Source organism: Plantactinospora sp. B6F1 (assembly GCF_040120695.1).
Taxonomy (GTDB): Bacteria; Actinomycetota; Actinomycetes; order Mycobacteriales; family Micromonosporaceae; genus Plantactinospora.
The window spans coordinates 50,628-64,586 of sequence record NZ_JBEEAC010000019.1 but is presented as its reverse complement, the minus strand read 5'-3'; the positions used below and the strand labels follow the sequence as shown (position 1 = coordinate 64,586).

Annotated in this window: 12 protein-coding genes; 6 read left to right on the top strand and 6 right to left on the bottom strand. The window is 71.3% G+C overall.

What is annotated here, in order from left to right:
- Positions 1 to 25: 25 nt before the first annotated feature.
- On the bottom strand, positions 26 to 1,183 hold the full coding sequence (locus ABNF97_RS22760) for an epoxide hydrolase family protein (RefSeq protein ID WP_349339724.1): 1,158 nt from the start codon (positions 1,181 to 1,183) through the stop codon (positions 26 to 28).
- On the bottom strand, positions 1,180 to 2,418 hold the full coding sequence (locus ABNF97_RS22755) for a cytochrome P450 (RefSeq protein ID WP_130464524.1): 1,239 nt from the start codon (positions 2,416 to 2,418) through the stop codon (positions 1,180 to 1,182). The genes ABNF97_RS22760 and ABNF97_RS22755 overlap by 4 nt, the downstream gene beginning before the upstream one ends.
- A gap of 245 nt (positions 2,419 to 2,663) precedes the next feature.
- Here ABNF97_RS22755 and ABNF97_RS22750 point away from each other — a divergent pair, with 245 nt between their 5' ends.
- Positions 2,664 to 3,920, top strand: coding sequence for an RNA polymerase sigma factor (locus ABNF97_RS22750; protein ID WP_349339723.1), 1,257 nt, complete (start codon positions 2,664 to 2,666; stop codon positions 3,918 to 3,920).
- A gap of 93 nt (positions 3,921 to 4,013) precedes the next feature.
- Here ABNF97_RS22750 and ABNF97_RS22745 read toward each other — a convergent pair whose 3' ends face one another.
- Positions 4,014 to 4,355, bottom strand: coding sequence for a YciI family protein (locus ABNF97_RS22745; RefSeq protein ID WP_349339722.1), 342 nt, complete (start codon positions 4,353 to 4,355; stop codon positions 4,014 to 4,016).
- A gap of 213 nt (positions 4,356 to 4,568) precedes the next feature.
- On the opposite strand from ABNF97_RS22745, the gene ABNF97_RS22740 reads away from it, so the two are divergent.
- The 5 genes from ABNF97_RS22740 to ABNF97_RS22720 all read left to right on the top strand — a co-directional run bounded on the left by ABNF97_RS22740 (position 4,569) and on the right by ABNF97_RS22720 (position 11,029).
- Positions 4,569 to 5,948 (top strand): FAD-dependent monooxygenase family protein, encoded by a 1,380-nt coding sequence (locus ABNF97_RS22740; RefSeq protein ID WP_130464522.1) that lies wholly within the window; start codon positions 4,569 to 4,571, stop codon positions 5,946 to 5,948.
- Positions 5,949 to 6,053: 105 nt separating this feature from the next.
- On the top strand, positions 6,054 to 7,526 hold the full coding sequence (locus ABNF97_RS22735) for an MFS transporter (RefSeq protein ID WP_349339721.1): 1,473 nt from the start codon (positions 6,054 to 6,056) through the stop codon (positions 7,524 to 7,526).
- 97 nt (positions 7,527 to 7,623) lie between these two features.
- Positions 7,624 to 8,325, top strand: coding sequence for a DUF899 family protein (locus tag ABNF97_RS22730; RefSeq protein ID WP_130464520.1), 702 nt, complete (start codon positions 7,624 to 7,626; stop codon positions 8,323 to 8,325).
- Between the two features lie 15 nt (positions 8,326 to 8,340).
- Positions 8,341 to 9,735, top strand: coding sequence for an MFS transporter (locus tag ABNF97_RS22725; RefSeq protein WP_349339720.1), 1,395 nt, complete (start codon positions 8,341 to 8,343; stop codon positions 9,733 to 9,735).
- 109 nt (positions 9,736 to 9,844) lie between these two features.
- Positions 9,845 to 11,029, top strand: coding sequence for an acyl-CoA dehydrogenase family protein (locus ABNF97_RS22720; RefSeq protein ID WP_130464518.1), 1,185 nt, complete (start codon positions 9,845 to 9,847; stop codon positions 11,027 to 11,029).
- 115 nt (positions 11,030 to 11,144) lie between these two features.
- Here the strand turns inward: ABNF97_RS22720 and ABNF97_RS22715 are convergent, their stop codons facing one another.
- The 3 genes from ABNF97_RS22715 to ABNF97_RS22705 form a co-directional block, all read right to left on the bottom strand.
- Complete coding sequence (locus tag ABNF97_RS22715; RefSeq protein WP_349339719.1) at positions 11,145 to 12,368, bottom strand: glycosyltransferase; 1,224 nt, start codon at positions 12,366 to 12,368, stop codon at positions 11,145 to 11,147.
- A 41-nt stretch (positions 12,369 to 12,409) separates the two neighbouring features.
- Positions 12,410 to 13,384, bottom strand: coding sequence for a zinc-binding dehydrogenase (locus ABNF97_RS22710; protein WP_130464516.1), 975 nt, complete (start codon positions 13,382 to 13,384; stop codon positions 12,410 to 12,412).
- Positions 13,385 to 13,504: 120 nt separating this feature from the next.
- Entirely contained in the window at positions 13,505 to 13,900 is a 396-nt protein-coding gene (locus tag ABNF97_RS22705) for a peptidase inhibitor family I36 protein (RefSeq protein ID WP_165436840.1), read from the bottom strand.
- Between the last annotated feature and the right edge of the window lie 59 nt (positions 13,901 to 13,959).

Sequence of the window (13,959 nt, the reverse complement as noted above, 5' to 3'; positions counted from 1 at the left end):
CGGGGGCCCTTCCCCGCACCTGTCGTCAGCGGGTGGCGCGGGCGAACCGTCGAAGGTCGTCGACGAACAGGTCCGGCTCCTCCAGCGCGGCAAAGTGGCCGCCCCGGTCGAACTCGTGCCACTGCACGATGTTCGGGAACGCCGGCTCGGCGAAGCGCAGGACCGGCCGGGCCGAGTCGCGGGGGAAGACGGCCACGCCGAGCGGTACGGGCAGCGGCGGTGGCGGGGCCGGCGGCGTCGCCGCGGTCGGGAGCTGGTCGGCGGTCTCGAAGTAGAACTGGGCCGAGGAGCCGGCGGTCGCGGTCAGCCAGTAGAGCATGACGTTGGTGAGGATCCGGTCCCGGTCGATCGCGTCCTCCGGGACCTTCGCCGAGTCGCTCCACTCCCGGAACTTCTCGACGATCCAGGCGAGCTGCCCGACCGGCGAGTCGGTGAGGGCGTACGCCAGCGTCTGCGGGCGGGTGGCCTGGAGCAGCATGTAACCGGAGCCGTCGGCGAGGAACCTCGCCAGCAGTTCGAGGCGTTCCCGGTCGGCGGGTTCGAGGCCCGCCAGCGCCGCCGGATCGGGCGGGGGAGCGGTGAAGAGGAAGTTCACGTGTGCCCCGAGCACGTGCTCGGCGTCGAGCCCGGCGAGGGTGAGGGTGATCCACGCACCGACGTCGCCACCCTGCGGGATGTACCGCTGGTAGCCGAGGCGGTGCATCAACTGCGCCCAGGCGGCGGCGATCCGGGGGACGTTCCAGCCCGGCTCCCGGGTCGGGCCGGAGAAGCCGAAGCCGGGCAGGGCGGGTACGACCACGTGGAAGGCGTCGGCCGGATCCCCACCGTGTGCCCGGGGGTCGGTGAGCGGGCCGATGACGTCCAGGAACTCCACGACGGAGCCCGGCCAGCCGTGCGTGATGAGCAGCGGAACGGCCGCCGGTTCCGGCGAGCGGACGTGCAGGAAGTGCAGGTTCGCGCCGTCGATCTCGGTGGTGAACTGCGGGTACGAGTTCAGCTGCGCCTCGGCCGCCCGCCAGTCGTAGCTGGTCCGCCAGTAGTCGACCAGTTCCCGGAGATAGCCGAGCGGTACGCCGCGGTCCCATCCGCAGTCCGGAATCTCGGTCGGCCAGCGGGTGGCGGCCAGTCTCCGGTCCAGGTCGTCCAGGTCGGCCTGCGGGATCGCGATCCGGAAGGGTTTCATGCGGCCACCCGGCCCCACAGGTGGACCGGGACGTCGCGGCGGCCGTTCATGATGAACGTGCCCTGCGGTGCGAGCTGGTCCTTCGGGGTCGCGAGTTCGAGGTGCGGGAAGCGGTCGAAGAGCGCCGGCAACATGATCAAAGTTGCCAGCTTGGCCAGCCGCGCCCCGAGGCAGTAGTGCACGCCGTGGCCGAAGGAGAGGTGGGTCTTGTCCTTCCGGGTGGCGTCGAAGACGCAGGCGGTCTCGCCGTGCAGCTCCGGGTCCCGCCCGAGCCCGGCGTAGTCGATCATCACGGGGTCGCCCTGCTCGATCGTCACGCCGCCGATCTCGAACCGCTGGGTGGCGAACCGGAACGGTAGGTGCGCCACGGGCGACTCCACCCGCAGGGTCTCCTCCATCACCTCGTTCCAGGAGACCTCGCCGGCCATCACCTGGGCACGCAGTGTCGGATCGTCGAGTACCGCGATGATGGCGTGGCTCAGCGAGTTGACCATCGTTTCCGAGCCGGCGCCGAGCATCAGGTGCAGCGTCCCGATCAACTCGTCGTCGGTGAGCCGCGAGCCGTCCTCGTCCCGGGCCGCGATCAGTGCGGTGGTGAGGTCGTCCCCGGGGTGCTGCCGCTTGTGCACCACGAGATCGGCGATCGCCTTGGTCCACTGGTCGACGTTGGCGGCCGCCTCCTCCGGGGTGATCCGGGTGTCCACGTTGACGTGCCCGCCGCGCAGCACGTCGGCCCGGGCCTCGTCCGGCACGCCGAAGAGGTCGCACATCATCCTGGCCGGCAGCGCCTGGCAGTACCGGGTCTTCAGGTCCACCACCTCGTCCCGGGCGGCGGTGGCCAGGTCGTCGAGGAGCTCCTTCGCCGTCGTCTCCAACTGCGGTGCCATCGCCTCGACCCGGCGCGTCGTGAACGCCTTCAGCAGCAGGCCGCGCAGCCGGGTGTGGTCCGCGCCGTCGTGGGTGGCCATGTTGTCCATCACCGCCCAGGTGATCAGCGGCCAGTCCGGCGGGATCTCCCCGTTGATGAACGCCGGCCAGCTCCGGCGCGGATTCTTGGAGAACCGTTCGTCGATGAGGATCTGCTTGGCCAACTCGTAGCTGTGCACCGACCAGGCGAGGACGCCGCCCGGGAGTTCCACCCGGGCGATCGGGCCCTGCTCGCGCAGCCGCTCGGTTTCCGCGTGGGTGTCCCGGCCTTCCGGGTCGAGGACGAATGGGCAGACAGCCTTCTCCATGCTCGGTACCTCCAGTGGCTAATCCGCGAATCAACCGGATATGGGCAGGTGGGCACCGGGAATCAGAATTGCGGGTGGTCGCTGCTGCGCCGCTCGATCGGTGCCCGGATGCCCGGATCGCTCGATCACGTCATCACCATAGACGCCGGTCAGTTTCGAATATTCTTCCAACTTGCTGGGCTTGTGGCCCGCCGGAACGACGAGACCCGGGCCCGTGGCCAGGCCGGTCGTTGCATGATGGAGCCATGGAGTTTGACGGCGATCTCGCCGATCTGCTGCGCCGGCTGACCCCCCAGGTGCTCGCCACGCTGGTGCGGCGGCACGGGAACTTCGACGCCTGCGAGGACGCGGTCCAGGACGCGCTGCTGGCGGCCGCGACGCAGTGGCCCGGCGAGGGTGTGCCGGACAACCCGCGCGGCTGGCTGACCACGGTCGGGAGTCGCCGCCTGACCGACCAGTACCGCAGCGAACTCGCCCGCCGACGCCGGGAGGTGACCACCGCGGCCCGACTGCCGGCGGACGAGCAGTGGGTACCCGGCCCGGAGGCCGAACGCCCGGAGGACCAGGACGACACCCTGCGGCTGCTCTTCCTCTGCTGCCACCCGTCGCTCTCCCCGCCCGCTCAGGCGGCACTCACGCTGCGCGCCGTCGGCGGCCTGACCACCGGACAGATCGCCAACGCGTTCCTGACCAGCGAGTCGACCATGGCGCAGCGGATCCGCCGGGCCAAGCAGCGGATCAGGGCCAGCGGCATCCCGTTCCGGCTGCCACCCGAGCGGGAACTGCCCGACCGGCTGCGGGTCGTACTGCACGTGCTTTATCTGATCTTCAACGAGGGTTACACGGCGACGTCCGGGCCGCGGTTGCAGCGCGGCGAGCTGACCGGGGAGGCGATCCGGCTGACCCGGGAGGTGCACCGCCGGCGGCCGGCGGCCGGTGAGGTCGCCGGGCTGCTGGCGCTGATGCTGCTCACCGACGCCCGGCGCGCGGCGCGGACCCGTGCGGACGGCACGCTGATCCCGTTGAGCGAGCAGGACCGCAGCCGGTGGGACCGGGACGCCATCCGGGAAGGAATATCGCTGCTGACCAGCACCCTGCCGAGGGGACCGGCCGGGCCGTACCAGCTCCAGGCCGCGATCGCGGCCGTGCACGCCGAGGCGGCCCGGCCCGAGGAGACCGACTGGGCACAGATCCTCGGCCTGTACGACCTGTTGCAGCGGGTCTCACCGAGCCCGGTGGTGGCGTTGAACCGCACCGTCGCGGTGGCGATGGTGCACGGCCCGCAGGTGGCGCTCGGGCTGCTCGGCGGGCTCGCCGCCGACGACCGGCTGGCCGGGCACCACCGGTTGGAGGCCACCCGGGCGCACCTGCTGGAGATGGCGGGCGACCACACGGCCGCGCACTCGTGTTACCGGCTGGCGGCGGGCCGGACCGCGAGTCTGCTGGAGCGGCGCTACCTGGAGGACCGGGCGGCGCGCCTGGTGGCCGGGCCGGCCCGGTAACGGCGCGCTGAGGGAGGCCGGCTACGTCGTCCACTCCGGAGCGGGCGGCCCGGCTACGACGTCCACCCCGGACAGGACGGCTCGATCACGCCGTCACTCCTGCCAGAACGGGCGCAGCTCCACCGTGCCGATCTGGGCACCGGGATGGGCGGATGCCACCTCGATCGCCTCGTCGAGGTTGGCGCACTCGATGACGTCGAAGCCCGCCAGCTGCTCCTTCGTCTCGGCGAACGGACCGTCCGAGATCAGCAGCTCACCGTCGCGCATCCGCACCGTGGTGGCCTCCCTGGTCGGACGGAGGCGGTCGCCGAGTACCCGCACGCCGCGCGCCTGCATCTGCTGAGCCCACGCGGTGGCGGCCTTGACCTCGGCCTCGGATTCCTCCGGACTGAGCTGGACGGATTCGTCGACGCAGACCATCAGCAGGTACTTCACCGTCGCCACCTTTCGTGAGCGTCAGGTCACCGCCGGGAGGCTATCAGCTTCCGGCGGGGAGCCGTGGATTTCGCCGGCCTCGTCGACGGTGCCGAGCCGCTCCCCGGACGGACCCGGTGCCGCCGCAGCCGCGTGACAGCAACGGTGAAGATGCGCGACCTCCGGCCGCGGTGTGACAGTCGCCTGAACGGTGGCGGAGCCCGGGAGGTCCCCTTGAACGAGCATGTCGGTGACCGGGCGGTGGTACTGGGCGGTAGTGTGGCCGGCCTCTTCGCCGCCCGGGTACTCGCGGACTTCTACCGCGCCGTGACGGTGGTGGACCGGGACCCGCTGGTCGGCGCGACCGGGCCTCGCCGGGCCGTCCCACAGGGACACCACATCCACGGCCTGCTCGCCCGCGGCCAGCAGATCATCGAGGAGCTGTTCCCGGGCTTCACCAAGGAGATGGCCGCCGGTGGCGTGCCGACCCGGGACTTCGGTACCAGCCTGGGCTGGCACTTCGGCGGCCGGATGATCCGCAAGGTGGAGACCGACCTGGTGTGCATCTCGCCCGGTCGCTGGCTGCTGGAGGAGCGGATGCGCGCCCGGGTCGGCGAGCTGTCCAATGTCTCCTTTCTGGACCGGACGGACGTGGTCGGACTCGACGCGAGCCCTGACGGTGGCCGGATCACCGGTGTCTCGGTGCACCGGCGGGACGCCCAGGGTTTCGGCAGCCCACGGGCGCTGCCGGCGGACCTGGTCGTCGACGCCACCGGGCGCGGCTCGCGGACCCCCCGCTGGCTGACGGAGCTGGGCTGTCCGCGGGTCGTCGAGGAGGAGGTCAGGATGGACCTGACCTACACGACGTGCGACTTCCACGCGCCGCTGGACACGGATCCCATCGGCGACGACATCGCGATCATCTCGGTCGCCACCCCCGGCAACCCGCGCGGGGCGACCTTCGCCCGGCTGCCCGACCGCTACTCGGTCTCGCTCAACGGGATCCTCGGCGACCGGCCTCCCACCGACCCGGACGGCTTCCTGGAGTACGTCCGCTCGCTGCCGGTACCGCAGATCTTCGAGTCGGTCCGCCGGGCGGAGCCGTTGACGACTCCGGTCTCCTTCCGCTTTCCCAGCAGCATCCGCCGCCGGTACGAGCGGCTGGCGCGGTTGCCGGAGGGGCTGCTCGTGCTGGGTGACGCGGCGTGCGTGTTCAACCCGATCTACGCGCAGGGGATGACGGTGGCGGCGATCGGGGCGGTCGTGCTCCGCGACCACCTGGCGGGCGGCGCACGGGATGCGCGGCGGTACTTCCGCGACCTGGCCCGGGCGATCGACCCGCCCTGGGACATGTCGGCCGGCGGTGACCTCGGCTTTCCGGGGGTCGTCGGCCGCCGCACCGTGAAGGTACGGCTGGGAAACGCGTACCTGCCGAGGTTGCAGGCCGCGGCGACCGAGGACCCGGTCGTTGCCCGCGCCTTCATGCGGGTGGCCGGGCTCGTCGACCGGCCGGAGGCGCTGATGCGGCCGGCGATGGTCTCGCGGGTGTTGTTTCCGACCCTGACCGGCGGCCGTCGGGCGCGGGAGGTCGGGCGCCGGTCGAGCGGAGGTTGACCCGGCCGGACGGTCCGCCAGCACTGTCGCTGCGCCGACCGCCGTGCCGGACGTCGTCGTCTCGCGGCGGCGACGTCGCCATCGGGGTAACGAGGAGGAGCGGAGATGGAACCAGCCGGGGTAACCGCAACATCCGCCGGGCGCGACGAGCGCGATCCACGTCGTTGGACCGCGCTGGTCGTACTCTGCTGCGCCAGTTTCATGGTGATTCTCGACTCGCAGATCGTCATCGTCGGCATGCCGGCGATCCAGTCGGCGCTGGCCCTCGACGCCAGCGCGGCGCAGTGGATCCTGACCGCCAACCTGATCACCTTCGGCGGCCTGCTGCTGCTCGGCGGCCGGTCGGCGGACCTGCTGGGCCGGCGCAGGATCTTCATGGTGGGCCTGGTCGGGTTCCTGGTCACCTCGCTGCTCTCCGGTTTCGCCTGGAACGCCGAGGTCATGATCGCGGCTCGGGCCGTGCACGGCGTGTCGTCGGCGATGATGGTGCCGAGCGCGCTCTCCATCCTGATGAGCACCTTCGAGGAGGGGGCCGAGCGGAACAAGGCGATCGCCGCGTGGTCGGCCGTCGGCGGCATCGGCGCCACCGCCGCGATGCTGGTCGGTGGCTGGCTCACCAGCAACCTCGGCTGGGAGTCGGTGTTCCTGGTGAACGTCCCGGTGGTGCTGGTCCTGCTGCTGGTCAGTCCGCTGGTGCTGCGGGAGAGCCGGGACCACGGGCGGCGGCGGACGTTCGACCTGGCCGGTGCGTTGACCAGTACGGCGGCGCTGGTCGCGCTCGTGTACGCGATCTCCGAGGCGCCGGCGGCGGGCTGGTCGAGCGTGCGGACCACCGGCCTGCTCGCCCTGGTGGTCGTGCTCGGGGTGGTCTTCGTCGGGATCGAGGCCCGGTCCAGCGCGCCGCTGGTGCCGCTGCGTACGCTGCGGATGCGCAGCGTCGCGACGGGCAACCTCTTGATGGTCGTGGTCGCGATGCTGGTCTTCTCGCTCTCCTTCCTCTCCTCCCTCTACGGACAGCAGGTGCTCGGGTACTCGGCCATCGAGTACGGCTTCCTGGGCTCGATCATGCCGGTGATGGCTGTCGTCGGGGCGTACGTCGGGCAGGCGGTGGTCACCCGGCGCGGGTTCCGGCCGGCCGCCGTACCGGGTGTGGTGATGCTCGGCGTCGCCTGCGCGATGTTGATCATGATCAGTGTCCGGGGCGACTATCTCGGCGACCTCTTCTTCCCCTTCGTGATCTTCGGCCTCGGTCTGGGCATCGCGCACACCACCGCCTCGATCGTCGCGCTCACCGGGGTCGCGGAGTCGGAGTCCGGCCTGGCGTCCGGGCTCGTGCACGCCGCCTTCCAGGTCGGCGGCGGGTTCGGCATCGCCATCGTGTCGACCGTGGCGGTCTCCTTCTCCACCGGGCCCGACCAGCCCAGCGCGCTCACCAACGGCTTCCGGGCCGGCTTCGTCGCCTGTGTGGCGTTCGCACTGGTCGCGCTCGCCTTCGCGGTCGCGCTGCCGGGCCGCCGCCGGGCCGTGGTCCCGGCCCCGGACGACCGGGTCCGGCCCGCACCGGTCGCCGGGCCGTAGGACTCTGACCGGAACCTGCCGCCGGGTGTCGTCCTCCGGCCCCTCGGCTCCGACCTACCTATGAGAGCCCCGTCGTGGCCGGAGAGGAGACAGCGAGATGAGTGACGTACAGGTGGTGTCGAGGCAGGACTGGCTGGTTGCCCGCAGGCAGCTGCTGGCCAGCGAGGAGGAGGCCGCCCGCCGGCTGGCGGAGGTGGGTGCGCAGCGGCGGGCGCTGCCGGCCGTGAAGCTGGAGCAGAGGTACGTCTTCGACGGCCCGGAGGGCAAGGTCGAGCTGCTCGACCTCTTCGCCGGGCGCCGCCAGTTGATCGTCTACCACTTCATGTTCGACCCGGCCTGGGAGCACGGGTGCAAGTTCTGCTCGTACCTGGTCGACAACATCGGCCACCTGTCGCACCTGCACGCCCGGGACACCACGCTGGTGCTGGTGTCCCGGGCGCCGCTGGCGAAGATCGAGGCGTTCAAGGCCCGGATGGGCTGGAACCTGCCGTGGTACTCGTCCCACGGCAGCGACTTCAACTACGACTTCCACGTCACCCTGGACGAGACGGTGGCGCCGGTCGAATACAACTACCAGGACAGGGCCACGCTGGAGCGGACCGGGGGACAGACCAGCGGCGAGGCGGGCGGCGTCAGCGTCTTCGTCCGGGGCGACGGCGACGTCTACCACACCTACTCCACCTACGGGGAGGGCGCCGCGCTGCTGCACGGCATCGACAACTACCTGGAACTCACGCCGCAGGGTCGGCCGTTGATCCAGGACAAGGCCGGCTGGCTGCGTCACCACGACCGCTACTGAGGGCCGGGGCGACGCATGAGCGAGCACACTCTGGAGGCGGCGACGACGGCCGACGAACCGCCGCGGATCAGCGCCGCGGTGGCGACCAGGGCCCGCTGGGCCGTGACCGCCGTGTTCTTCGTCAACGGGCTGCTGATGACGAGCTACATCGCCCGGCTGCCGGGGCTGAAGTCCGAACACCGGCTCAGCGACGGCGAACTCGGTCTCATCCTGACGGTGTACGGCGTGGCCGCGGTCCTCACGATGCAGCTCGTCGGGGTCTTCGTGGCCCGGTTCGGCAGCGCCCGCGTCATCCGGTTGACCCTGGTCGGGCTCCCGGTGGCCCTGGTCGGCGTGGGCCTGGCCGGCGACGCCGTCCAGCTCGGCCTGGCGGTGCTGGTGCTGGGTACGGTGATCGGCGTACTGGACGTCTCCATGAACGCCCACGCCGTCGCGGTGGAACGGGTCCGGAGCCGCCCGATCATGAACGGCTGCCACGCGGCCTGGAGCGTCAGCGCGGCGACCGGCTCGCTGCTGGCGGCCGGGTTCACCCGGGCCGGCGTCTCGCCCACCGGGCACTTCCTGGCGGTCGGCGCGGTCTTCCTCGTCGTCGGCCTGCTGGTCACCGCGTGGCTGCTGCCGCCCTCGGCCGACCACGTTCCGCGGTCTCCGGGCCGCCGGCGGGTTCGGCTCGGCTGGCGGGCCGGCTGGACCAGGACCCTGGTGCTGTTCGGCGCGATGGGCTTCGTCACGATGGTCTCCGAGGCCACCGTGATCAGCTGGAGCGGCGTCTTCCTGCACGACTACCACGACGCGACGCTCGCGCTGGCTCCGCTGGGCCTCACCGCGTTCACCGCGTGCCAGACGGCCGGCCGGCTCGTCGGCGACCGGCTGCACGTGCGGTACGGGGCGCCCGCGCTCTTCCGCGCCGGTGGCGTCCTGGCCGTCTGCGGCCTCGCGGTCGTCCTGCTGGTCCCGTCTCCGACGGCCGCCATCGCCGGGTTCGGAGTGCTCGGCCTCGGCGGGTCGGTGCTGCTGCCCCTGGTCTTCAGCGCGGTCGGGCACGCCGGGGGTGACGGGCCGGGGGCGGCGACGTTCCTGTCCCGCTTCACCACCTTCACCTACGCGGGCATCCTGATCGGGCCCGCGCTGGTCGGGTGGTCCGCCGAACTGGTCGGCCTCGGCTGGACCCTGGCCGGACTCCTGCCGCTGCTGGTCGGCGTGGTGCTCAACGCCCGGTTGATCGCCTTCGCCGACCGGCGACCTGGCAACCAGGGCGGTGACGGCCACGGGCACGGCCACGGCCACGGCGACCGGGACGGTGGCGGCCACGGCGACCGGGACGGTGGCGGCCACGGGGACCGGGATGGTGGCGGCGACGGTGCCGATGTCGGTGGCGGTCGGGACCGGACGGCGCCGGCGACCGGCTGAGCCGGTCATTGCGCATTCGGGAAGGTGCGTGGTTGATGCCGAAATGTCACGGTCAGAGGTGGGGCGGCCGGGCGGCCGGTCCGCTTCTCGCGCAGGTCTGGAGGAGGTCATGGTGTTGAGAACCGAGGTTCCACCGAGGATGGAACTCGTCCGGCGGGCCGAGGAACTGGTGCCGCTGTTGCGGTCGCACGCAACCTGGACGGACGAGCACCGGCGGCTGCACGACGAGGTCGTCGAGGCGATGTCTGCCGCCGGGATCTTCCGGATGCGGGTACCGGCCCGCTACGGCGGGTACGAGAGCGACGCCGGCACCGTCAGCGAGGTGATCAGCCGGATCAGCGGGAGCGACGGCTCGGCCGGATGGAACACCGCCGTCTGGTCGATCAGCAACTGGATCGCCGGGCTCTTCCCGGACGAGGCCCAGGACGAGGTCTTCGCCGAGCCGGACGTGCGGGTGTGCGGAGTGCTCAGTCCGACCGCCGGCGCCGAGCCGACCAACGGCGGCTTCGTGGTCAACGGGCGGTGGCGGTTCATCAGCGGGGCGCTGCACAGCCAGTGGCAGGCGATCCTCGCCATGGGACCCGCGCCGGACGGCTCCCAGTGGCCGGTCATGGCACTGGTCCCGATCTCCGACCTGGAGATCGTCGACGACTGGCACACCGCCGGCCTGCGCGGCACGGGCAGCGTCAGTACGGTCGCCAAGCAGGTCTTCGTGCCACGACACCGGGTACTGCCGATGGTGGCGGTCCTCGCCGAGCAGTACGCCTCGAAGGCCAACGCCGGATCGCCGATGTTCCGCCAGCCGCTGGTCCCGACCGGGTGCGCCACCTTCGCCGCGGCCGCGGTCGGGCTGGCGAAGGCCGCGCTGGACGCGTTCCTCGACCGGCTCGGCGAACGGAAGATCACCTACACCGAGTACGCGAGCCAGCGCGAGGCGCCGATCACCCACTTCCAGGTCGCCGAGGCGGCCATGAAGACCGAGGAGGCCGAGTTCCACGGTCGGCGGCTGGTCGAGCTGCTCGACGGCAGGTACGCCACCGGCGAGGCGTGGCAGCTGGTCGACCGGGTCCGGGCCCGCGCCCACCTGGGCCGGGTCTTCCAGCTGACCAAGGAGGCGGTCGGTGTGCTGAAGACCGGCAGCGGCGGCACGTCCATCTACGACGACGTGCCGATCCAGCGCATCGACCGGGACATCCAGACGCTGAACATGCACGCGCTGATGCACCCGAACACCAACGCGGAACTGTACGGCCGGATTCTCTGCGGGCTCGCCCCGAACACGATGTACCTCTGACCGCCCGGCACGTCACGACCGGGGGCCGGCGTCCACGCCAGCCCCCGGTCGTCGTCCGCGGTGCAGGTGAAGCGGCGTACCTCGCGGCTTCATGCGCCGCAGCGCGCCTCGCGGGTTAGGCGAAGCAGCGCACGTCGCGCCCGATGCGGTGTGCCTCGGCCAGGAGCCGGTCCTTCCACCGGTCCCAGAGGCCGGCGAGTCGGGACGTGAGGACCACGACGTCGACCGAGCCGTCGGCCAGCGGGGTACGCAGCCCGAGTGCGTGGTGGCCGACGTGCCGCCCGTCGCGTACGGCCCGGTCCACCAGCTCCCGGTCGAAGTCCAGCACCGTGGCCGGCCGCAGCGAGTCGGGGAGCTGCGCACCGGAGCCGACGACCGCCACCGTGCCGGTCGGGGAGCTGCCCCGCAACGCCTGTTCGATCTCGGCCGCGACCTCCAGGTCGCGCACCTTGCGGGTGTGCCGCAGCAGGTCGTTGTACTCGTCCTCCCAGGGCCAGAAGAGGTCGTCGTCGACGAGTGCCCAACCGATCTCGCTCACCGGTTCCGGATGGCGGGAGACGAAGCGGAGCATGTTCCGCTTGAACTCGTCTAGCTGCTCGCGCCGCTTGCGCTCCTGGAGCGACTCGATCACCCAGGCCGTACGGTCGAACCGGATCGGCAGGCCGCTGCGGTGCAGCAGGTAGCCGAGCTCCAGATCCTCCCCGGCCCAGCCGCGGTGACCCTCGTCGAAGCCGCCCACCGCCCAGAAGTCCTCGGTCCGCACCGAGCAGTTAATGGTCCAGAACACCTGCCAGGGGATGCCGCGGCGCTCCAGGTCGTCACCGCACTCCGCGAGCAGCTTCTCCCGGAGGTCGAGGAACTCCGGCACCTCGCCGTAGCGGCGTACCGCCTCCTCGGGCGTGTGCCGCCGGAGGATGTCCGGCACCTCCCACATCGGAGCCTCCGGGTTGTACCCGTAGGCGTACCCCAGCAGGGCGCAGCGCGGTCCGTCCCGGTGGGCGAGGAAGTGCCGCCGGACGAAGTCGGGCCCGGGCACCGCCCCGGTGTCCAGGAACACCAGGACCGGCGCGGAGGCCAGCCGCGCCCCCTCGTTGCGGGCCAGCGACACCCGGTTGCCCTCGTCGGGTTGGAAGTGGTACTTCAGGCGCAGCCGGTCCGCGAAGGACCGCGCCACCGACGCCGAGTCGTCCGACGACCCGTCGTCGGAGACCACGACCTCGAACTCCGGCGTACCCGGCCGCTGCCGGGTCAGCTGGTGCAGGCTGTCGTGCAGCTGCTCTCGCCGGTTGTAGGTGGGGATGACGACCGAGACCAGCGGCCCGGTACTGGGTGACGTCACGGCGGGATTCCCTCCGGTTAGGTTCCAGCGCGTCCGGACGGTCAGAACCTGAGCAGGACCTTGCCCAGGTACGCGCCGTCGAGCAGAGACTTGATGGCGGGGATCAACTGGTCGAGGCCGTCGACGAAGGTCTCGTGCAGCACCACCGCGCCGTCGCGGACCAGCGGGGGGAACTCGCGTTCGAACTCGGGCAGCAGGTCCAGGTGGTCGTTGGTGGTGAAGCCGATCAGGTTCAGCCGCTTGCCGATGACCATCTGCATGCCGCGGTGCGGGTGCGGCCGACCGGTGCGGTGCTCCTCGGAGCTTCCGCAGAGCAGGATCCGGCCGTGTGGACGCATGGCGTTGAAGGCGCTGTCGAGCTGCCAGCCGCCGACGTTGTCGTAGTACACGTCGACGCCGCCGAGATCCGCCGGCCACCCGTCGTGGTAGTCGAACGCCTCGTCGTAGCCGAGCTTCTCGGTGACGAACCGCACCTTCTCGGCCGAGCCGACGCTGCCGACGACCCGGGCGGCTCCGCGCAGCCGCGCCAGTTGACCCACCACGCTGCCGACCGCGCCGGCCGCGCTGGAGACCACGACGGTGTCACCCCGGTCGATGCCGATCCGGTGCACGCCGCAGTAGGCCACGATCGCCGAGCTGAGATGGTGCGAGATCGACGGGTAGCGGGTGGTGTCGAGCACCGTGAACTCCTTGACGTCACCGACCGCGTACTCCCGCCACGCCATGTGGTGCAGTACGACGTCGCCGACCTGCAGCTCCGGTGCGGCCGACTCGACCACCTCGCCGATGGCGTGCCCCCACATCGGACCGCCGAGCGGGAAATGGGGGACGTGCAGGGCGCTCAGATCACGCATTCGTTGCAGCAGCCCGGGGTCGATCGCCATGTACATGTTCCGGACCACGGCCTGACCCGGTTCCGGTGCCGGCACCGGAACCTCGACCATGGCCACCTCACCGGGCACCGGCAGGTCGTCGGGGGGACGGGCGATCAGATGGATCTCACGACTGGTGGTCATGGCCGGCTCTTCTCTCGGAAGAAAGGCGTCGCCGCACACCGCGGCGGCGCGGCGACGCGAACAGGCACGGAAACGAGAATATCGACGCGACGCCGCGGTCGGTCGCGTCCGGCGCAGCCGTCAGGAGGCCTGGTACGGAACCCAGACACTCTCCGGACTGAAGCTGCCGAGGCTGGACAGGCTCGAATTCGCCGGCACCAGGTACGGGCCGCCGACGCAGTCGTCGTTCGTGAACATGGCCGCACTGGTGCCGTGGGTGTTGATCGCGGAGTGGGCCCGGTCACCCCAGCCGTGATCGACCAGGCTGACACAGATACCACCCGGGTTGAGCGACGTCGCGGTGAACCGCTCGCCGGTGAAGTTCGAGCCCTCGTAGAGACAGAGCGAGCCGGACGGACAGGGATCCGCGCCGTCGACGGGTGCGGGGCCGGCCGTCGCGGCCGTCGCCGTGGCGATCACGGTCATCACCGAGACACCCGTGACCAGCAGTGCCGAGCGCAAGCCTCTGGTCGACACAGTTACCTCCTTCGCTATCGCCATCCACTGGTACCCCAGAATCCTGGTGCCGGGCGGAG